Raw genomic sequence first — 20914 nt, 5'->3', positions numbered from 1 at the left:
AACACCATCAACACGATGGTCGACCAGCTCTCCGCCTTCGCCGACGAGGTCACCCGCGTCGCCCGCGAGGTCGGCACCGAGGGACGCCTCGGCGGCCAGGCGGACGTCAAGGGCGTGAAGGGCACCTGGCGAGATCTCACCGACTCGGTGAACTTCATGGCCGGGAACCTCACCAACCAGGTCCGCAACGTCGCCCAGGTGGCGACCGCGGTGGCCAAGGGCGACCTCTCCCAGAAGATCACCGTCGACGCCCGCGGCGAGATCCTCGAACTCAAGAACACCATCAACACGATGGTCGACCAGCTCTCCGCCTTCGCCGACGAGGTCACCCGCGTCGCCCGCGAGGTCGGCACGGCCGGCAACCTCGGCGGCCAGGCCACGGTCCGCGGGGTGTCCGGCACCTGGAAGGACCTCACCGACAACGTCAACGTGATGGCGTCCAACCTGACGGGCCAGGTGCGCTCCATCGCCCAGGTCGCCACCGCCGTGGCCCGCGGCGACCTGTCGCAGAAGATCACCGTCGAGGCCAAGGGCGAGGTCGCCGCGCTGGCCGATGTGATCAACACCATGGTGGACACGCTGTCCGCGTTCGCCGACGAGGTCACCCGCGTCGCCCGCGAGGTCGGCACCGAAGGACGCCTCGGCGGCCAGGCCCAGGTCCCGAACGTGGCCGGCACGTGGAAGGACCTCACCGACAACGTCAACTCGATGGCCAACAACCTCACCGGCCAGGTGCGCAACATCGCGCTGGTGACCACGGCCGTGGCCCGCGGCGACCTGTCGAAGAAGATCGACGTCGACGCCCGCGGCGAGATCCTCGAACTGAAGACGACCATCAACACGATGGTCGACCAGCTCTCCGCGTTCGCCGACGAGGTCACCCGCGTCGCCCGCGAGGTCGGCACCGAAGGACGCCTGGGCGGCCAGGCCGAGGTGGAGGGCGTCTCCGGCACCTGGAAGCGCCTGACCGAGAACGTCAACGAACTGGCCGGGAACCTGACCCGGCAGGTCCGGGCGATCGCCGAGGTGACCAGCGCCGTCGCCGAGGGCGACCTCACCCGCTCGATCACCGTGGTGGCCTCCGGCGAGGTCGCCGACCTCAAGGACAACATCAACTCCATGGTGGAGTCCCTGCGCGAGACCACCCGGGCCAACCAGGAGCAGGACTGGCTCAAGACCAACCTGGCGCGCATCTCCGGCCTGATGCAGGGCCACCGCGACCTGCCCGTGGTCGCCGAGCTGATCATGGACGAGCTGGTGCCGCTGGTGTCGGCCCAGTTCGGCGCCTTCCACCTGGCCGAGGACGGGCCCGACGGCCCCGAGCTGCGGCTCGTGGGCGCCTACGGCTACCCCGCCGACGACACGCGTCCCACCCGCATCCCCTTCGGCCGCTCCCTCGTCGGCCAGGCGGCGCGCAGCCGCCGCACGATCACCGTCGACGAGCTGCCGCCCGGCTACGTCACCGTCTCCTCGGGTCTGGGCGAGGTGGAGCCCAGCGCCCTGCTCCTGCTGCCCATCGTCTTCGAGGGCCAGGTGCTCGGCGTGATCGAGCTCGCGTCCGTCACCGCCTTCACCCAGACCCACGTGGACTTCCTGGAACAGCTGCGGGTGACCATCGGCGTCAACGTCAACACCATCGTGGCCAACGCCCGCACCGACGAGCTGCTCGACGAGTCCCAGCGACTGACCGCCGAACTACAGGCCCGCTCGGCCGAGTTGCAGTCGCAGCAGGAGGAACTCCAGCACTCCAACGCCGAACTGGAGGAGAAGGCCTCGCTGCTGGTGGCGCAGAACCGCGACATCGAGGCGAAGAACCTTCAGATCGAGCAGGCACGGCAGGAACTGGAGGCGCGCGCGCAGCAGTTGTCGCTGGCCTCGAAGTACAAGTCGGAGTTCCTGGCGAACATGAGCCACGAGCTGCGCACCCCGCTCAACAGCCTGCTCATCCTGGCCCAGCTGCTGGCGCAGAACCCCTCGCGCAACCTCACCCCGAAGCAGGTCGAGTACGCGGGCATCATCCACTCCGCCGGCTCGGACCTGTTGCAGCTGATCAACGACATCCTGGACCTGTCGAAGGTCGAGGCGGGCAAGATGGACGTCTCGCCGGAGCGGGTCTCGCTACGGCAGCTCATCGAGTACGTCGAGGCCACGTTCCGGCCGATGACGTCGCAGAAGAGCCTGGAGTTCATCATCGACACGGCCGCCGGGGCCCCCGCGGACCTGCTCACGGACGACTCCCGGCTGCGTCAGGTGCTGCGCAACCTGCTGTCCAACGCGGTGAAGTTCACCGAGCAGGGCGGCGTGGAACTGCGCATCGAGCCCGCCTCCGACGAGGAGGTGCCGGGCGGGGTGGTGCGCGGCGGCACGATCGTGGCCTTCCGGGTCACGGACACCGGCATCGGCATCCCGGAGCAGCAGCTGGAGACCATCTTCGGCGCCTTCCAGCAGGCGGACGGCACCACCAGCCGCAAGTACGGCGGCACGGGCCTGGGACTGTCCATCACCCGCGAGATCGCGCATCTGCTGGGCGGCGCGGTCACGGTCGACAGCACACCGGGACGCGGCAGCACGTTCACGCTGTATCTGCCGGTGGCGCGACGGGACTTCCAGGAGGTCATCGACGGCGGCCGGCCGGTGGAGCGGGTCCTGGGCGAACCGCCCGCGGCCGTCCCCGCCGGCGTGCAGGGCGTGCCGTTGACCGCCGGGCCCGCCGCACGGCGCCCGCGCCGGCTGCTCGTGGTGGAGGAGCGGCCGCGCGGTCTGCTGACGCTGGTGGCCGAGAGCGTCGTCGCGGACATGGCGCGCGGCCGGGAGGACGGCACGTCGGCGGCGCCCGTCGACATCGTCACCGCGGTCGGGGCGCACGAGGCGGCGGGGGCGCTGGCCGCGGAGCCGTGCCACTGCGTCGTCCTGGAACTGGGCATGCCCGACGCCGAGGCGTCGCGGTTCCTGGAGGCCCTGCACAACGACTCGGCGCTGACCGGCGTGCCGGTGCTCGTGCACAGCGGGCACCGCGCGGACCTCGCCCAGGAGCGGAGCCTTCAGTCGCGTGCCGCGGGCAAGCCCATGGAGTTCCTCTCCAGCCTGGACGAGCTGCGTGAGCGCATCACGCTGCACCTGTCGGCCGAGCAGCCGGGGGACGTGCTGGCGCTGGTGCGCCCGGACGAGCCGCAGCAGCCCGAGGGGCCGCCGCCGGTCGACGACGCCGTCGTGGGCCGCACGGTCCTCGTGGTCGACGACGACGCGCGCAACCTGTTCGCGCTCAGTGGCATCCTGGAACTGCACGGCGTGCGGGTGCTGCACGCGGAGAACGGGCGGGAGGGGATCGACACCCTGCGCAACAACCCGGACATCGCGATGGTGCTGATGGACGTGATGATGCCGGAGATGGACGGGTACACGGCCACGGCGGAGATCCGCCGCATGCCCGAGTACGCCGAGCTGCCCATCGTCGCGGTGACCGCCAAGGCGATGCCGGGAGACCGGGAGAAGAGCCTGGCCTCAGGGGCCAGCGACTATGTCACCAAGCCGGTCGACACCCATGACCTCATGGCCTGTGTCCGGCGCTGGCTGACCGTCTGAGGACGTCCCGCCCGCCCCGACCCAGCGTCGCCAGCCGAGGAGAGCGCACACCGTGACCATTCCCGCCCAGCCCACAGAATCCGGCGACGCCCGGTCGCTGCCGGCGTCGGCCGGGGCCGCGACCGCCACCGCGGGCCCGGACTCGCCGGCCGGGCACGAGGTCGTGTCCGCGCAGGACACGAGCCCGTCGGCGGCGGACACCGCGTCCTCGCCGGTCGGCCGGCTGGCCGCGACCGTGGACCGGCTGCGCCGTGAGGTGCGGGCGGCCCAGGCCGAGGCCGACGGGCGGGCCCTGGTCGAGCTCGCCAAGGGCATCCTCGTGGAGCGCCTGGGGTGCGGGCCGGCCGAGGCGGCGCAGCAGTTGACCGCGCTCGCCGAGCAGGCCGGGACCACCGCCCTGGAGTTCGCGGTGGACGTCATCAACCAGGCGGCCAAGGACCGTGTCTCGGAGGTGACGCAGGCCTTCCTCGCCACCGTGCGCGAAGTGGACGAGGAGTCCGAGCAGTCGACGGCGGTGCGGCTGCGGGTCGCCGAGAGCGGGGCGCTGGCGGCGGCGCACGACACGCAGGCGGTCGCCGACTCCCTGCTCCAGCACGCGCTGGGACCGCTGGGCGCGGTCGCGGTCGCGATCTGGGCGGTGGGCTCCGACGGCTCGCTGACGCTGGCCGGGAGCGCTGGCTTCTCCCCCGGCGAGGCCGATCGCTGGCGCTACGTGCCGCCGGACGTGGCCACCGTGGCGCGCAACGCCCTCACCGAGGGGTCGACCCAGTGGATCGGTTCGCTCGAGCGCACCGGGCTGCCCACCGTCGGACGTCAGCTGCACCCCGACGGCGGGCGGGTGGCCGTGCCCGCCGCGACCGCCGGTCGCGTCCAGGGGATCCTGGAGATCGCCTGGCCGGCGCCGCTGGCCCCGCAGCCTCCGCAGGTGATGCGTCAGGTGGAGGCGCTGGCGGAGCTGTGCGCGCACACGCTCCAGTCGTCCGCGTACGTGCGCGGGACCGACCAGCAGCCGGTCGTGCTGCCGGACGCGTCGGAGCTGATGGACCTCACGGACGGCCTGCACGATCCCGCCCTGGTGCTCGTGCCGCACGTCGACGGGGCGGGCAAGCTCCTGGACTTCCGCATCCAGCACGTCAACGACCGCTTCCTGGACCCGGCCGGCCGGCCGCGGGCGGTGATCAACGGCGCCCTGCTGCTGGAGGCCTATCCGATGGCGGCGGGCGGCGGCGACCTCTTCCAGCGCATCGAGCGCGTGCACGCCACGGGCGAGCCGTTCCGGGCCCGCCGGATGAGTCTGACGGCGCTGGTCGGCGAGGTGCCGCTGGCGGCGGTGGCCGACCTCAGCATCAGCCGGCACGGCACCTGCGTGCTGCTGATCTGGCGGATCGAGGACGAGGCGGCCCGGCTGGCGAGCCTGTTGCAGAACGCCCAGCGCCTCGGACGCATCGGCGGCTTCGAGGAGGATCTCCTCACCGGCGAGACCACGTGGAACGGGCAGCTGTTCGCCCTGTACGGGCGGCCGCTGTCGAGCTCCCCGGTCCGGCTGGAGGAGCTGGCCGAGCACACCCATCCCGACGACGCGGTCGTCGTGGGCCGTCTGCTGCGCACGCTGCTGCACCGCCGCCGGCCCGCGTCCGCCGCCTTCCGGCTCCAGCGGCCCGACGGGGTGACCCGGCACATGCGGATCGTGGCCGAGCCGGTGCTGGACACCGACGGACGGCTGGTCGCCGTCCGCGGGGCCTACCAGGACATCTCCTCCCAGCACTGGACGGAGGTGGCGCTGGCCGCCACCCGCGACCAGCTGGCGCAGACCGAGCAGCAGGCCAGCGAGCGCAGCAGGCTCGCTCTGCAACTCCAGCACGCCATCATGCCGCCCACCCGGGCCCCGCTGGAGGCCCCCGGACTTCAGGTGGCCGTCCGCTACCGGCCGGCGGAGGAGGAGCACCTCGTGGGAGGGGACTGGTACGACGCCGTCGTGCTGCCCTCCGGACTGGTGATGCTGTGCGTGGGGGACGTCGCGGGGCACGGCATCGAGGCGGCCACCAGCATGGTGGTGCTGCGCAACGCGCTGCGCGGGCTGGCGGTGACCGGGGCGGGGCCCGGGCAGCTGCTGTCGTGGCTCAACATCGTCGCCCACCATCTGACGGGCTCCATCACGGCCACCGCCGTGTGCGGCCTGTACGACCCCTCCCGGCACACCCTGCGCTGGGCCCGGGCGGGCCATCTGCCGCCGGTGCTGGTGCGCGACGCCCACGCGACCCCGCTGCCCCTGCTGAGCGGCATGCTGCTGGGCGCCGTGCCGGACACGCGGTACGAGGAGGAGGAGGTCCAGCTCGCCGCGGACGACACGCTCCTGATGTACACCGACGGTCTGATCGAGCGGCGTGACCGGTCCGTGGAGGAGTCGCTGACCCAGTTGCTGGTGCAGGCCCGCACCGTGCCGCCGACCCTGGACCAGCAGCTGGACCGGCTGCTCACCTACAGCAGGTCCGACACGGACGACGACACCTGCATCGTGGGCATCAGGCTGCGCTAGGCGCGCGGCGGTCACGCGGGTGCACATCCGCGATGCATGTCCCGGCGAATCGGGGGTATCCGGCTGTGCGCACCGACAGGCCGGGGATCCACGGGCGGAAGGGGCTGGACCGGACCGATGGGAACGTCTTCGCGCCGGCCGTCCGCCGCTCCCGTCCACCGTCCCGGCGCACCGACGTCGCCCGCCGGGGTAGACGCCCCCGACCGCCAGCTTTCGGAGGAACACGTGTCCATCGCCCAGAACCCCCTGTCCGTCGAGGTCACCCTGCCTCGTGAGGACGTCGCCCTGGTCACGGTCGCGGGCCATCTCGACCTCGACACCGCGACCGAGTTCCAGGCCCATCTGGCCAACCAGCTCCACCACGGACGACGGCACTTCCTCATCGACCTCTCCGAGGTCCCGTTCATGGACTCGTCCGGGATGAACATCATCCTGCGGGTGTACCAGGAGGCCCGGAGTCTGCCGGGCAGCGTGCACGTGATCAATCCGACGCCGGCCGTGCGCCGGGTCCTGGACCTCACCGGGGTCAGCATCACCGTGCCCATATCCGACAAGCCCGAGCAGGCCCTGGAGCTCATCGACCGGCAGCAGGCGTCCGAGTCCTCCGGGGACTGAGCGGCGAGCCGTAGGCCTCGGGCCCCGGGCGCGGCCCGTCGGGTGAACGCGCAGGTGCGGACGACTGCCGTCGAATAGTTGTCATTTGACAACTGTGCGGGGAAAGCAACAGAGTGAGCGGGACAGATGCGGGAGGGATCAAGGATGCGCCGGTGGGCGAACCCGATCACCCGGGAACGGCGTCAGGCGGTCCGGGCGTCAGCGGCGTCGGACTCGTGGATCTGCACGGCCGCGGCCGCGCAGAACGCCTCCAGGCCCCTGAGCAGGGCCGCGCGCTGCTCGGCCGGCATCTGCTCCAGCACGCCCTCCAGCGCCGCCTCACGGCGCGACCTCAGGTCGGCGAGGAAGGCGCTCCCGCGACGGCTCAGGAACAGCTCCAGCTCCCGGCGGCTGCCGGCGGACGTGCGGCGCTCGACGAAGCCGACGGCCTGGAGCCGGTCGCACAGCCGGCTGGTGGAGGGCGGGGTGGACCCGAGGGAGTCGGCGAGCGTGCGCAGGTTGATGCCCTCGTGGTGTTCGAGGATGAAGAGCACGCGCAGCTGGGAGGCGGAGACCGGAGCCGTGGAGGCACGACCCCAGAGGACTTCCAGCAACTCCGACGCCTGCGAGGTCACACGGGCCACCTGGTGCGGCTGCGGACGCGAGGAGCGTGAGGAGGGGGACGTCACGGTGACACTCTCGCAGGCTTCTCGACGGCTGTCAGCCCGCCCCCGCCGCGAAGCGAGGACGGGACCGACCGCGTGAACGGACTCCTCGCCGCCGCACGCGCCCTGCGCGCGGCGGCGCCGCACCGGCTGCCCGGCACGCTGCACACCGTGCTGCGCACCGGCTACGCCGCCGAAGCGGCCGACCTCCTGCTGGCCGACTACGGACTGACGGCCCTGCTGAGCGTGCCGCCCGACGGGCGCGGCACACCGCAGCCCCGGTCGGTCCCCCTGCACGGCAGCGCCCCCGGCCGCGCCTTCGGCGCCCAGGAACCGTTCGTGGAAGAACTCGACGGCGGATCCGTCCTCGTGCACCTGCCCGTGACCGTGCGCGGCGACCGGCTCGGCGTGCTCTCTGTGACGCTGCCCGGCACGCAGCTCGACGAGGTCCGGCTCGCCGAACTCGCCGAGCTGGCCCAGCTCCTCGGGCACGAGGTCGTCGTCGCCGAACGCGACACCGACGTCTACCGCCAGGCACGGCGCACCGACCGGCTGACGCTGGCGGCCGAGATGCAGTGGCAGTTGCTCCCGGCCCGCTCCTGCGCCGCCGACGAGTACGCGCTGGGCGCCCAACTGGAACCCGCCTACGACGTGTTCGGCGACAACTTCGACTGGGCCGCCTCCGCCGACCGGTTGACGGTGTGCGTCACCGACGGCATGGGCCAGGGCATCGAGGCCTCGCTGCTCACCGGACTCGGGGTCAACGCCCTGCGCAACGCGCGCCGGGCCGCGCTCCCGGTCGCCGACCAGGCCGCCCTCGCCGACCAGGCGATCCACGCCCACTACCGGGGCGAGGCGCATCTGGCGGTGCTCCTCGCGGAGATCGAGCTGTCCACGGGACGCATGCGGGTCGTCGACGCCGGCTCGCCCCATCTGCTGCTGGTGCGCGACCGGACCCTGACCCGGATCGCGCTCGACGCGCAGCTGCCGCTGGGCATGTTCGAGGAGACCGACTACACGGCGCAGGAGTTCCGGCTGCTCCCCGGCGACCGGCTGCTCTTCGTCAGCGACGGGGTGCACGCCGTCGCGTCGCCGGACGGCGAGCTCTACGGCGAGCACGCGCTCGCGCGGGCGGTGACGTCGGCGGCGCTGCTGCCGGCGGCGGACGTCCCCGGCGCGGTGCTGCGCGAGCTCACCGGTCACCGGGGCAGACCCGAGCCGGACGACGACGCGCTGGTCGTGTGTCTCGACTGGTTCGGACGACGACCCGGATCGCCGTCCGGCGACCCCGGTACCGACCCGTCGCCCGGCGACGGGCACAGCACGGTCCCCTCGCCATCGTCGGGACCCCAGCGACACGACGCGGACGAGGAGTGAAGCAGTTGCCGGAACACGACACGACGGCACGAAACGCACAGAACCCGGCGCCCCCGCAGGAGGTCGGCGCGTTCCTGGGCCGGCGCCGTGAGCAGATCGCCCAGCGCTGGGCCGACGAACCCCTGTTCCGCGCGGTGTTCACCGTCTCGCGGGACGAGGCGGTGGAAGCGGGCCGGGCGGTCGCCGACGCGCTCGCCCAGGTGGCCGGAACCGGCCGGGTGGAGGACACCGACAGCCCCGGCTTCACGGCGGTGCGCGAGCAGCTGGCGCGCATGGCGGCCTCCCGGGGCCGCGCCGGCCTGACCGCCGCGCAGGTCTCCCGCGAGGTGGACGCCCTGCGCGGGCCCGCGGTCGACCTGCTCGTCGCCGACCTGCCGCAGGCGTCGTCCGAGCACCTCAGAGAGTGCGCGACGGCCCTCACGGCGCTGATGGGGACGCTGCGGCTGGTGGTGATGGAGACCTCGCTGACCGAGGGTCAGGCCCTCATCGACCGGCAGCAGGTCCAGCTGCTGGAGGTCGCCACGCCGGTCATCCGGCTCTGGGACGGCATCGTCGGCGTCCCGCTGATCGGCACGCTCGACAGCGCCCGCAGCCAGGTCGTGATGGAGACCCTGCTGGAGTCGGTCGTCGACCAGCAGGCACGGTTCGCCATCCTGGACATCACCGGGGTGCCGACCGTCGACTCGCTGGTGGCGCAGCACCTGATGAAGACCGTGGCCGCCGTCCGGCTGATGGGCGCGGAGTGCGTCGTCTCGGGCATCCGGCCCGCCATCGCGCAGACGATCGTCCACCTCGGCCTCGACCTGCCCGTGGTCACCCGCTCCAGCCTCGCCGACGCGCTGGCCTACGCCCTGCACCGGCTGGGCGCCGACATCGTGTCCGTGGCGCCCGGCGGTGCTGGTACCCGGTGAACCACGACCTCCCCCGCTCGGCCTCGGCCACCGTACCGGTGCTCCGGCTCGGCGACGTCCTGCTGATCACGTTGCAGGGTGATCTGCACGACGGCACCGCGGAGCAACTCCAGCGGGACATCGCCGAGTCGATAGTCCGCAGCCGGGTGACCGGAGTGGTCATCGACATCTCCGGCGTCGAGATCATCGACTCCTATCTGGGGCGCGTGCTGGCCGAGATCGCGGCCGGCTCCCGTCTGCTCGCCGCCCGGACCGTGGTGGCCGGCATGCGGCCCGCCGTGGCGATCACCCTGGTGGAGCTGGGGCTGACGCTGCCGGGGCTGCGGACCGCGCTGAGCACGGAGGCGGCCCTGGAACTGCTCGCGGCGTCGGCGGACCGCCCGCACCGGGAGCCGCGGTGAGCGGGACGGCCGCGGGCGTCGACGCCCGCCTGCCGATCCGCTCGGACCTGGACCTGGTGTGGGTGCGCCAGCACGTGCGCCAGGCGGCCGCCGCGGTCGGCTTCGGCCTGGTCGAGCAGACCAAGCTGGTCACGGCCGCCAGCGAGCTGGCCCGCAACACCCTGGTCTACGGCGGGGGCGGCGAGGTGGCGACCGAGCGCGTGTCGGACGGCAGGTCGGCGCACGGGCTGCGGCTCACCTTCACCGACCAGGGGCCCGGCATCCCCGACCTCGAACAGGCGCTGAGCGACGGCTACACCTCGGGCGACGGCCTGGGCCTGGGCCTGGGCGGCGCGCGCCGGCTGGTGCACGACTTCGCCATCGACAGCGCGCCCGGGTCCGGCACCACGGTCACGGTGACGTCCTGGGCCGCCCGCCCGCCCCGGCCGCGCGAGGAGCTGAGATGACCCGCGTGTGGGACGTCCCGGTGCACGACTCGACGCGGCTGCGCGACGCGCGCGTGGCCGCGCAGTGCGCGGCGGAGCTGGCCGGTCTGGACCGGGCGCGCACCGACGCCGCCGCCCTGGTGGCGACGGAGCTGGCGACGAACCTGCTCAAGCACGGGCACGGCGGACAGCTCCTGGTGGAGGCGGTCTCCGCGCCGGACGGACGGGCGGCGGGCCTCATGGTCCAGATCGCCGCCGTGGACCACGGGCCGGGCATGGCGGACGTCCCCGCGGCCCTCGACGACGGGTTCTCCACGGCCGGCTCGCTCGGCGCCGGCCTGGGCACCTGCCGGCGGCTGGCGGACGACTTCGACCTGCACAGCGTGCCGGGGCGCGGGACCGTCGCGCTCGCCCGGATCGGGGGCGTGCCGGCGTCCCGCGGGGACCGCGACGCGGGCGGGGGCCGGACCGGCTCCGCGGACGCGACCCCCGGGGTGCGGGTCGGCGGCGTCAACGTCCCCTTCCAGGGCGCCGAGTACTCCGGCGACGCCTGGACCTGTGTGCGGGCCGGTGATCTGCTGACGCTCATGCTGGCCGACGGGCTGGGGCACGGCCCCGACGCGGCCCTCGCCTCGACCGCGGCGGTGGAGGCGGTGCGCGGCTCGGGCCATCTGCCGCCGGCCGAGCTCCTGCGCCGGCTGGACGACGCACTGCGCGGCACACGGGGAGCGGCGGTCGCGGTGGCCCAGCTCGACCTGCGGGCCGGGCGCCTGCGCTTCTGCGGCGTCGGCAACGTGGGCGCGCGGCTGCGCGAGGGCGACGCGTGGCGGCATCTGCTGTCCCGGCCCGGGATCGTCGGCACGTACCGGCCCAGGACGCTGCCCGAGACGGAGGTCGCCTGGGGCCCGGACCGTCTCCTGGTCCTGCACAGCGACGGGCTGCCCAGCCGCTGGGAGCCGTCCGTCGACCCCCGTCTGCTGTCCGCCGACCCGGCGGTCGTCGCCGCCGTGACGGTGCGCGACGCCGGAAGTTCCGCCCGGCCGGTGCGGGACGACACCGCCGTGGCCGTCCTGTCCCCGACCCCGCCGGACCGCTCATGACGCACACCTGGGAGATCAGCACCGTCACCGACGCCGCGCGGGCGCGGATCGCGACCACGCGGGTGGCCGCCGCCCACGGCGTGCCGCCGCTGGAGCGCACCCGGCTGGCCGTGGCGCTCAGCACGCGGCTGCGCCAGTGCCTGGCCAAGGGCGGTGTGTGGCGGCTCGCCCTGACGCCGGCCGACGGGACCCTGCGGGTCGAGCTGACCTCCTCCCCCGCCGGGGACGAGACTCCGTGGCTGGTCACCGCGCCCTGCCCGGAACCCGCCGCCGGCCCGGTGAGCGACTCGGTCGCGGACGACCCCGCGGTGCTCTCCGAGGCCCTGCTCGGCGCCGACGAGGACGCCGCCGTGGTGCTGGACCGGCTGGTGGAGCAGGAGGAGCTGGTCGCCTTCCACCGGGAGGAGCTGCACCAGACCAACCAGGGCGTCCTCGCGCTGCACGCGGAGCTCGACGCGGCCGGGCGGGCCCAGCGCGACGCCTTCGCCGCGGAGCGCGCGGCGCGCCGGGAGGCGGAGGCCGCCCGGCGCAGACTGACCTTCCTGGCCGACGCGAGCGCGGCGCTGACGGCTTCCCTGAACCACGAGGAGATCGTGCGCCGGCTGCCGGAGCTGCTGGTCCCCGAGTACGCCCGCTCGGTCGAGGTGTGGCTCTTCGATGCCGAGGAGGACCGCGGAGCGTCGGTCCCCCGTCCGGCGGCCGCCGTCCTCGCGGCCCGCACCGGGCGGCCGCAGTACGCGGCGGCCGAGCCGGGCGGCCTGCCCGGCGTGGACGACCAGGCGCCGTCGGCGCTGCTGCCCGACCGGCCCCTGCTGTGCGCGCCGCTGCCGACGCGCAACGCGCCCCTCGGCGTGCTGACGCTGACCCCTCCGGGGGACCGCTGGGACCCCGACGACGCCGTCATGCTGCTGGAGCTCACCCGGCGGGCGGGCGGCGCGCTGGAGAACGCCCGGCGTTTCGAGCACAACCGGGACATCGCCGAGACCCTCCAGCGAGCCCTCCTGACCGAGCTGCCGGCGCTGCCCGGACTGCGCCTGGCGGCGCGCTATCTCCCGGCGACCTACGGGCTGAACATCGGCGGCGACTGGTACGACGCCTTCCGGCAGCCCGACGGCAGTCTCATCGCCGTGATCGGCGACGTGACCGGGCACGGGCTGCACGCGGCGGTGATGATGAGCCAGCTGCGCACCGCGCTGCGCGCGTACGCCGTCGACGGCGGCACCCCGGGCGAGCTGCTGACGCGGCTGCACACGTTCCTGCACCACCTTCAGCCCGACCTGTACGCCACGGCCGTGATCGCGCGCTTCCAGCCCGGTGAGCCCGTTCTGACATGGGCGGCGGCCGGGCATCCGCCGCCCGTGCTGCGCGGTCCCGACGGCCGGGTGCGCACGCTGGACGCCAAACCCGGGGCGATGCTCGGCATCCCGCTGCACCAGGAGATCCGCGACCACACCGAGCCGCTGGAGCCGGGATCGACGCTGGCGTTGTACACCGACGGCCTGGTGGAGCGGCGTGCTCAGGGCATAGACCCGGGAATCGAGCGTCTGTCGGCGGCGCTGGGCTCGTTCCGGGCCGACGAGCTCGACGGCGACCTCGACGGCTCGGCGGAACGCATCCTGGAGCCGATGCTGAGCGACTCGGAGCGCGACGACGACGTCTGTCTGCTGCTGTGCCACCTCGACGGGCGGCTCGACAGCCGTCTCGAGGGCATCCCGGGCGCTCGCGGCGGCCGGCTCACCGGGAGCGGCCTCACCGGGAGCGGCCTCGGCGGGCGTCCCGACGACCGCCCGCCGGCCGGTTCCTGAAGGGCGCTCAGCCGTCCGTCCCCGCGGGGCCCGGCCCCGCCGGGGTCCCGGGGATCCCGGCGTGCGCCTGGTGGAAGGCGCGCAGGCCCTGCTCCAGGGCGGCGCGCCGGGCCGGCGGCATCGCCTCGAACACGTCCGCGAGCCGCCGTGCGCGGCGTTCGCCCACGTCGGCGAGGACGTCCCGGCCGTACGGGGTCAGCACGAGCCGCACCTCGCGCCGGTTGCGGGGGTGGACCGCACGCTCCAGCAGGCCCGCGGCCTCCAGCCGGTCGCACAGCCGGCTCGCGGTGGGCAGACCGACGTCGAGGCGCTCGGCCAGGGCGGTCAGGTTGAGCTCCGGTCTGTGCCGGACCGTCCGCAGGGCGAGCAGCTGACGGGCGGGCAGCCGCGGCGCGGCCTCCTGCGCGGCCGTCAGCCAGCACGCCACCAGACACTCCACCGCCTCCGCCAGCCGCCGGGCCTGTGCCCGTCCGCCGTCGCGCCGAACGTCCCGCCGGCCCTCGCCGGCGCCCTCCGCACAGCCCGCCGTCATCGCTTCGTGACCACCGCGCATGTCATGTACGTCGGCCTACCCTGAGGCGGGGGGCGTACACAGGCCCGTCCGCGGGTACGGAGGCAGCTTCAGGAGAAACGTTCGTCTGCATGCCTCGTCCGACTGGCGCCACCGGTTCGGGCGCGGTGGTATCGATGAGGTGCGAAGGCCCGGGGGCGGGGCACGCGCATCAGGTCGGGCAGACCGCCTGGAGCCGCAGAAAGGGATGGACATCGTGACACGACCCAGGATCCTGGTGGTGGGCGCGGGCTTCGCCGGAGTGGGGTGCGTCCAGCGTCTGGAACGCGCGCTCTCCGCCGCGGAGGCCGACGTCACCTTGGTGACGCCGTTCGCCTACCAGCTCTATCTGCCGCTGCTGCCGCAGGTCGCCTCCGGCGTGCTGACGCCCCAGTCGATCGCCGTATCGCTGCGCCGCAGCAAGAAGTACCGCACGCGGATCATTCCCGGCGGCGCCGTCGGCGTGGACCTCAAGTCGAAGGTCTGCGTCATCCGGACCATCACCGACGAGATCGTCAACGAGCCGTACGACTACATCGTGCTGGCTCCCGGCAGCGTCACCCGCACCTTCGACATCCCGGGGCTGACCGACCACGCCTTCGGCATGAAGACCCTGGCGGAGGCCGCGTACATCCGCGACCACGTCATCACCCAGCTCGACCTCGCCGACGCCAGCAACGACCCCGTCGAGCGGGCGGCACGGCTTCAGTTCGTGGTCGTCGGCGGCGGCTACGCCGGCACCGAGACCGCCGCGTGTCTGCAACTGCTCACCCACAACGCCGTCAAGCGCTATCCGCGGCTGGATCCGGCCCTCATCAAGTGGCATCTGATCGACATCGCGCCGAAGCTGATGCCGGAGCTCGGCGACAAGCTGGGCCGCAGCGCCCAGGAGGTGCTGCGCAAGCGCGGCATCGACATCTCGCTGGGCGTGTCGATCGCCAAGGCGGGCCCGCAGGAGGTCACCTTCACCGACGGGCGGGTCGTCCCCACGCGGACGCTGATCTGGACGGCGGGCGTCGTGGCGAGCCCGCTGATCGCCACGCTGGGGGCCGAGACGGTCCGAGGGCGGCTCGCCGTGTCGGCCGAGATGAACCTGCCCGGCGAGGACGGGGTGTTCGCGCTCGGCGACGCCGCCGCCGTGCCGGACAGGGCCAAGGGCGAGGAAGGCGCCGTCTGCCCGCCGACGGCGCAGCACGCGATGCGGCAGGGCAAGGTGGTCGCCGACAACGTCATCGCCACGCTGCGCGGGCAGTCGATGCGGCCCTACGTGCACAAGGACCTCGGTCTGGTCGTCGACCTCGGCGGCAAGGACGCCGTGTCCAAGCCGCTCGGCGTGGAACTGCGGGGGCTGCCCGCGCAGGCCGTGGCCCGCGGCTACCACTGGTCGGCGCTGCGCACGGGCGTCGCCAAGGCCCGGGTCCTGACCAACTGGACACTCAACGCGATCGCGGGCGACGATTTCGTCCGTACCGGGTTCCAGGCCCGCCGCGCGGCGAAGCTGAAGGACTTCGAGTACACCGACAGCTATCTGACGCCCGAGCAGGTGCGGGCGCAGGTGGAGGGGACCGGGCCGGATCCGGCCTGACACCCCCACGGCGAGGAACAGCACGGGCAAGGGAGAGTACGGCGGAGTGAGGGCGGCGGCACGGGCGTTCGGCACACGATGGCGAGACCGGGTCGCGGCGTCCGACCCCGGGCTGCTGCGGCTGGCGGCCGGACTGCGGACGGTGGGCGCGATCGCCGTGACGCTGGCCGTGCTGTCGCTGCTGGGCGCCGACGTCTCGCATCTGGTGGCCGGCGCGATCGCCGCGATGGTCGCCACCTTCGCCGTCCGGGAGAAACAGCGCGACCGGCAGGCCGTCACCCTCGCGGTGGGCCTGCCGGTCGCGCTGGCCTCGGTGTCGGTCGCGGCGCTGCTCAGTTCGCGGACGGTCGCCGGCGACCTGTTCTTCGTCGCGCTGATCTTCTGCGCGGTCTACGGCCGCCGGTTCGGCGACCGGGGCACGGCGCTGGGGCTGATCGGCTTCCAGGTGTACTTCATGTCGCTGTTCGTCGGCGTCGGCACGTCGTCGCTGCCCGGGTACTACGGGGTGATCGCCGTGGCGTTCGCGAGCAGCGCGGCGGTCCGGTTCGCGCTCGTGCCGCAGACGCCGACGGGGATCCTGCTGCGGCTGCGCCAGGCCTTCCGGGCGCGGTTGGCGCAGCTGCTCGACGCCCAGCTCGCCCTGCTGGACGCGGCGCCGGACGACGTGGTGAAGGCCGTCGACCAGGTGCGCGAGGGCACCGCCCGGCTGCACGAGACGGCCATGATGATCCAGGGACGGCTGGACGAGGGCACCCCGGACGAGGCGGTGGCGCGGCTGGTGCAGCGCCGCATCGCCGACGCGGAGATCGCCGCCGAGCGCCTCGGTCTGCTGCTGCTCACGGCCCGCAGCGCCGAACGGGCCGACACGCTGACCATGCACCTGCCGGGCGCGCCCCTTCCCGAGAGCGGCCGCCTGCCGGTGCGCGACGAGGCCCTGGAGATCCTGCGCCGCGACCTGCTGGCCCTGCGGCTGCTCGTGCGGCATCCGGCGGCCGCGGGATCGGGGACCGCGTTGTCGCAGGTCCGCAACCGGCTGCTCGGCTACCGGGACGAGGAGAACCTGCCCAAGGCACCGCCCGCGGTGCAGGACGTCTTCCGGGGGGTCGGCGAGGCGGCGCGCGCGGTGCTGGGACTGCGGATCGCGTTGGACGGGCCGCAGGACGAGTCCGCCGACAGTCCCGAGACCGCGCGCTCGCGCGAGGAGCTGGACGCGGAGGACGCGGCGATCGGCGGTGCCGAGGAGGACGAGGGGTCGGCGGAGCAGGCGACGGGACTGCGGCGGCCCACGACGCGGGCCGCGGTGCAGGTCGCCGTCGGCTCGGCGCTGGCCATCGTCGGTGGCGAGCTGCTGTCCTCGCACCGCTGGTACTGGGCGGTGCTGACGTGCTGGATCGTGTTCATCAACACCGCCTCGACCGGGGAGATCCTGGTCAAGGGCTACCGGCGGCTGCTGGGCACCGTGCTCGGCGTGGTCGCCGGCATCGTCCTCGCGGGGCTCGTCGGCCACCACACGTGGACCGCGTTCGCGGTGGTGCTGCTGTGCGTGTTCGCGATGTTCTACACCGCGCCGCTGTCGTACACCCTGATGTCGTTCTTCGTGACGGCCGCGCTCGGCGTTCTGTACACGCTGCTGCACACCTACAGCCTGTCGGTGCTGGTGCTGCGGGTGGAGGAGACGGCGCTCGGGGCGGCCTGCGGGATCGTCGCGGCGGCGCTGGTGCTGCCCGTGCACACGGACCGGCGCACGAACGAGCTGCTGACGGCCGTCCTGGAGCGGCTGGACGAGGTCACCGAGGCCGCCGTGGAGCAGCTGAGCGGCGCTCCCCCGGCCGATCTGCTGGACCGGGCCCGCGAACTCGACCAGGCGCTGGCCGACCTGCGGGCGGCGACCCAGCCGCTGACGCATCCGGTGACGCCGCTGCGCACCAGGCGGGACACGGCCCGGTACGTAGTGGCGCTTCTGGAGACCTGCGCCTATCACGCGCGGTCGCTGGCGGCCACGGCCGAGCTGCTGCCGACGCATCCGTCGATAGCGGCCGACCCCCGGCTGCGGCGGGCCGGGCAGCGCATCCGTCACAACATCGGGGCGATCTCCGCGCGTGTCTCGCGGGAGCCGAGCACCGCGGAGGTGGTGGCCGGGCCCAGCATCGCCGCGCTGCTGAAGCCGGGAGTGCCGGGAACGCCGCGCTACGGCCGGGTGACCGACCGGGTGCTGCGCCATCTGCAACGTCTGGACGAGGCCGTCGTCGGCCTGGCCCGTCCGCTCGGCGCGCCGGTGGCCCCGCCGAGTTGAGGGCGGGCCCCGGCCGCCGGGCTCGGGCGGGCGTTCAGAAGTCGGTCGACATGCCGCTCGCGGCCGCTATGCCCCGCAGTGCCTCGGTGTCCTGCTGGCGCTGCTGGATGCAGCCGGCGATCTCGGCGAGGCGACCGGGGTCGGACGCGGTGGCCGCGTCGGTGACCACACGGACCGGGCCGGTTCCGTCGACCTGGATCTCCACCAGCTGGTTGTCCAGCCGGCCGGTGACCGCGGTGGCGATGACCAGGGCCGCCTCGTCGCGTATCTCCTGGGGCAGGTCCTCGGTCTCCTCCGGATCGAGGGCGAAGTCGAGGCTTTCCGGGGGCTGTTCGTCAAGGGCGCGCAGCGCAGGCGCCACGACCTTCAGCAGGAGCTGGTAGTCCTCGCTGTCCATGCGGACGCGAAGCAGGTCGAGGTACATGTCCACGGGCCGTCCGTCGCGCGGGAACTCTGCATCGTTCATCTCGTCCGTGTTCCCCGTGTGGCCGCCGTCAGACCTTGCGCCAGCGTGCCATGGCGAAGGAGAACAGTCCGAAGAGCACGAACCCGGCGGCGACGCAGGCCAGCAGGCCGGGACCGGCGGGGGTGCCGGCGAACGAGCGCAGCGTGTCGTCGAGTCCCTTGGCCTTGTCGGGCTCGTACTCGACGGCGGCCCGCACGGCGAAGACGCCCGCCGTGGCGAAGACCAGGCCGCGGGTCGCGCCGCCGCCCACTCCGGTGACGTCCACCAGGCGGCGCACGCGCGGGGACATCTCTCCCAGCCGCAGCTTCTTGTGGTACGAGCGCATGACGGCCCGGGCGCCGATCCACAGACCCGCGACGACGATGCCGACGCCGGCGACGCCCACGATCCACTGTCCGCCGGGGAGGCCGAGCACCCGCGCGGTGACGTCCCGGGACTGTTCGTCGCTGGATCCGCCGCCGCTGCCGGACCCCGCGGCGAACGCGAGGACGGAGTACGCGACGACGGAGTAGAAGACGCACCGGCCGAGGGCCATCAGCCGCTTCTTGGCGCTGCGCCCGTCGGCGCCGACCCCGCCGAAGACGGCTTCGGACAGCCGCCACAGGGCCATGCCGACCAGGCCGAGGCCCAGCGCCCACAGCAGCACCGAGCCGAACGGCTTCTGGGAGATCTCGGCCAGCGCGCCCCGGCGGTCCGCCTCTTCCTCGGTGTCGCCGAAGGCGATCTGGAGGGCCAGCAGGCCGACCAGCAGATAGATCACACCCCGTGCGGCGAACCCGGCCTTCGCGGCCCCCTTCGTCACCGATCCGCGTGCCGCCCGTTCCGCTCCGGTCCGGCCGCTTCGCGCCATGGCGCTCGCGTTCATTGCGTCCCCTCCCTGAATTCTCCCCGAATTTCGCAGAGTCCGACTGCCCCGGCTCCGGCCGCACACACGTACGGGGCCCTTGCACACCCACGTACGGGGTCCGGGCACACCTGTGGCCGGCCGCCCCTGGTCGGGGCGGCCGGCCACGTACGGGCGGGCGGGGGCGTGGAGGCGGTGCGGGCCGACGGGCCGGGACGGCTGCCGGGGCGTGGCCGGGCCGACCACCGGTCGGGTCGCCGCGCACCGCCCTGGCGCGCGCCGCCTCCGGAGCCTTTCAGGCGTACACGCGGGGGCCGTCGTCGCACTGCGGACGGGCCCCGCCCGTCTGCGGACGGACGACGACCTCCTGGGGACGGGGCAGGGTCGTCTGAGGGCCGGTCACCGTCGTCCGGGCGCGGACGACGGTCGCCTGCGGACGTGCCTCCGTGTCGGATGCGGACGCGGCCTCCAGCCAGCGGCGGGCCGTCCGCAGGGCGTCGTCGACCTCCCGCGTGCCGGTGGACACGCACAGCGTGTAGGCGAGGTCGCGCTCCTGCGCGCGCGCCTCGGCGGTACCGGTCGCGGACAGCGCCTCGTACTCGTCGACGAGAGTGCGCAGGACGGCGGGATGGGGCATGAGCATCGGCGGACTACTCCTGATGTCGAATGCGGGGGTGACGGGTGTGCTGGTGCGAACACCTGGGTGCGCGGGGGCGTCCTGGCGTCAGCGCAGGGCTTCCTGGCGGACCCGCTCGCAGCTGCGGCTGATGAGGCGTGAGACGTGCATCTGGGAGATGCCGAGCCGGTCGGCGATCCTGCTCTGCGTCATGTCCTCGAAGAAGCGCATGTAGAGGATGGCGCGCTCGCGTTCGGGAAGGCGGCGCAGACTCTCCTTGGCGGACTCGCGGTCGACCACGACGTCGAAGGAGGCGTCGGCCGCTCCGAGGGTGTCGGCGAGGCTGTAGCCGTCGTCGCCGGAGGGGACCTCCGCGTCCAGCGAGAGGGTGCTGAAGCTCTCGAGGGCCTCCAGACCGGCGACCACCTCGTCCTCGGTCAGCCCGGTGTGGGCGGCCATGTCGGCGATCGACGGTTCGGGCGCTCCCGGGCTCTGGGCCAGCTCACGGCGGGCGACACGCACCTTGTTGCGCAGTTCCTGCACCCGGCGGGGCACCCGCAGGGCCCACATCCGGTCGCGGAAGTGCCGCTTGATCTCGCCGGTGATGGTGGGCACCGCATAGCTTTCGAACGCACCGCGTTCGGGGTCGAAGCGGTCCACGGCCTTCACGAGTCCGAGGGCCGCGACCTGGCGCAGGTCCTCGATCGCCTCGCCGCGGTCCCGGAAGCGGCCGGCGATCCGGTGGGCCATGGGCAGCCAGGCGGTGACGATCTCGTCGCGCACGGCGTCCCGCTCGGGCCCCTCCTCCAGCGCGACCAGCCGGGCGAACCGGCCGGCGGTGTCGGGCGCGTCGTCGTGGGTGCGTCGCGAGGCCGCGTTGGCGGCCGGTGCGGCGGGACGGCTTGTCGACATGTCGATGAGCATGCGTAAACGCTCCTGAACGGTTGTTTCAGGTGACTGACGACGGGAGGGCTTACGACACCCGGGGCACGTGCAGCGCCCGGAGCGGTCCTACCGCTCCCGTCGGCGCGCCTCCGGTCCGAAGCACGAACCTCCGTCTGCCCTACCCCCGGAGGTACAAACTCCGCGAGGGAAAAAGGTGTTCGTGAGGCCCCTGCCGCCCGCCCCGCCGACCGGCCCGCCCGCCCCGGCCTGCCCGCTCCT

Annotated in this window: 17 protein-coding genes; 11 read left to right on the top strand and 6 right to left on the bottom strand. The window is 73.6% G+C overall.

Annotated elements, in window-relative coordinates; genetic code table 11:
- From KMS84_RS21000 to KMS84_RS20990, 3 genes are all read left to right on the top strand, one after another.
- On the top strand, positions 1-3582 hold a 3582-nt coding region (locus KMS84_RS21000; protein WP_256917890.1), incomplete at its 5' end, for a hybrid sensor histidine kinase/response regulator.
- A 163-nt stretch (positions 3583-3745) separates the two neighbouring features.
- Positions 3746-6118, top strand: coding sequence for a SpoIIE family protein phosphatase (locus tag KMS84_RS20995; protein ID WP_256917912.1), 2373 nt, complete (start codon positions 3746-3748; stop codon positions 6116-6118).
- A gap of 225 nt (positions 6119-6343) precedes the next feature.
- Positions 6344-6733 carry an STAS domain-containing protein gene (locus KMS84_RS20990; protein WP_256917889.1) on the top strand — a complete coding sequence of 130 codons (390 nt, stop codon included), beginning with the start codon at positions 6344-6346 and terminating at the stop codon, positions 6731-6733.
- Positions 6734-6915: 182 nt separating this feature from the next.
- On the opposite strand, the gene KMS84_RS20985 is transcribed toward KMS84_RS20990, so the two are convergent.
- Positions 6916-7401, bottom strand: coding sequence for a MarR family winged helix-turn-helix transcriptional regulator (locus KMS84_RS20985; RefSeq protein WP_438818966.1), 486 nt, complete (start codon positions 7399-7401; stop codon positions 6916-6918).
- Positions 7402-7473: 72 nt separating this feature from the next.
- Here KMS84_RS20985 and KMS84_RS20980 point away from each other — a divergent pair, with 72 nt between their 5' ends.
- The 6 genes from KMS84_RS20980 to KMS84_RS20955 are packed head-to-tail and all read left to right on the top strand — an operon-like array spanning position 7474 to position 13396.
- Entirely contained in the window at positions 7474-8754 is a 1281-nt protein-coding gene (locus tag KMS84_RS20980) for a PP2C family protein-serine/threonine phosphatase (protein ID WP_256917888.1), read from the top strand.
- A 5-nt stretch (positions 8755-8759) separates the two neighbouring features.
- Entirely contained in the window at positions 8760-9665 is a 906-nt protein-coding gene (locus KMS84_RS20975; RefSeq protein ID WP_256917887.1) for an STAS domain-containing protein, read from the top strand.
- Positions 9662-10066 (top strand): STAS domain-containing protein, encoded by a 405-nt coding sequence (locus tag KMS84_RS20970; RefSeq protein ID WP_256917886.1) that lies wholly within the window; start codon positions 9662-9664, stop codon positions 10064-10066. The genes KMS84_RS20975 and KMS84_RS20970 overlap by 4 nt, the downstream gene beginning before the upstream one ends.
- Positions 10063-10512 carry an anti-sigma regulatory factor gene (locus tag KMS84_RS20965; RefSeq protein WP_256917885.1) on the top strand — a complete coding sequence of 150 codons (450 nt, stop codon included), beginning with the start codon at positions 10063-10065 and terminating at the stop codon, positions 10510-10512. The genes KMS84_RS20970 and KMS84_RS20965 overlap by 4 nt, the downstream gene beginning before the upstream one ends.
- The gene (locus KMS84_RS20960) at positions 10509-11591 is read left to right on the top strand and encodes an ATP-binding SpoIIE family protein phosphatase (protein WP_256917884.1); all 1083 of its coding nucleotides are present in this window, start codon (positions 10509-10511) and stop codon (positions 11589-11591) included. The genes KMS84_RS20965 and KMS84_RS20960 overlap by 4 nt, the downstream gene beginning before the upstream one ends.
- Positions 11588-13396 carry a PP2C family protein-serine/threonine phosphatase gene (locus tag KMS84_RS20955; protein WP_256917883.1) on the top strand — a complete coding sequence of 603 codons (1809 nt, stop codon included), beginning with the start codon at positions 11588-11590 and terminating at the stop codon, positions 13394-13396. The genes KMS84_RS20960 and KMS84_RS20955 overlap by 4 nt, the downstream gene beginning before the upstream one ends.
- 7 nt (positions 13397-13403) lie before the next feature.
- On the opposite strand, the gene KMS84_RS20950 is transcribed toward KMS84_RS20955, so the two are convergent.
- On the bottom strand, positions 13404-13949 hold the full coding sequence (locus tag KMS84_RS20950) for a MarR family winged helix-turn-helix transcriptional regulator (RefSeq protein WP_256917882.1): 546 nt from the start codon (positions 13947-13949) through the stop codon (positions 13404-13406).
- 205 nt (positions 13950-14154) lie between these two features.
- On the opposite strand from KMS84_RS20950, the gene KMS84_RS20945 reads away from it, so the two are divergent.
- Both KMS84_RS20945 and KMS84_RS20940 read left to right on the top strand, forming a co-directional pair.
- Positions 14155-15531 carry an NAD(P)/FAD-dependent oxidoreductase gene (locus KMS84_RS20945; RefSeq protein ID WP_256917881.1) on the top strand — a complete coding sequence of 459 codons (1377 nt, stop codon included), beginning with the start codon at positions 14155-14157 and terminating at the stop codon, positions 15529-15531.
- A 46-nt stretch (positions 15532-15577) separates the two neighbouring features.
- Positions 15578-17824: an FUSC family protein gene (locus KMS84_RS20940; protein WP_256917880.1), complete on the top strand. Its 2247-nt coding sequence runs from the start codon at positions 15578-15580 to the stop codon at positions 17822-17824.
- Positions 17825-17858: 34 nt separating this feature from the next.
- On the opposite strand, the gene KMS84_RS20935 is transcribed toward KMS84_RS20940, so the two are convergent.
- From KMS84_RS20935 to KMS84_RS20920, 4 genes are all read right to left on the bottom strand, one after another.
- The gene (locus tag KMS84_RS20935; protein WP_069772077.1) at positions 17859-18290 is read right to left on the bottom strand and encodes a hypothetical protein; all 432 of its coding nucleotides are present in this window, start codon (positions 18288-18290) and stop codon (positions 17859-17861) included.
- Positions 18291-18318: 28 nt separating this feature from the next.
- Positions 18319-19155, bottom strand: a complete 837-nt coding sequence (locus KMS84_RS20930) for a DUF1206 domain-containing protein (protein ID WP_256917879.1) — start codon at positions 19153-19155, stop codon at positions 18319-18321.
- Positions 19156-19429: 274 nt separating this feature from the next.
- Complete coding sequence (locus tag KMS84_RS43470; protein ID WP_438818965.1) at positions 19430-19777, bottom strand: DUF5133 domain-containing protein; 348 nt, start codon at positions 19775-19777, stop codon at positions 19430-19432.
- A gap of 81 nt (positions 19778-19858) precedes the next feature.
- Entirely contained in the window at positions 19859-20674 is an 816-nt protein-coding gene (locus KMS84_RS20920; protein WP_256917878.1) for a SigB/SigF/SigG family RNA polymerase sigma factor, read from the bottom strand.
- Positions 20675-20914: the final 240 nt, after the last annotated feature.

This window comes from Streptomyces hilarionis (assembly GCF_024539675.1).
Taxonomy (GTDB): Bacteria; Actinomycetota; Actinomycetes; order Streptomycetales; family Streptomycetaceae; genus Streptomyces; species Streptomyces hilarionis.
Note: the sequence above shows the minus strand (reverse complement) of the source record. Positions and strands in the feature narration are given on the sequence as shown.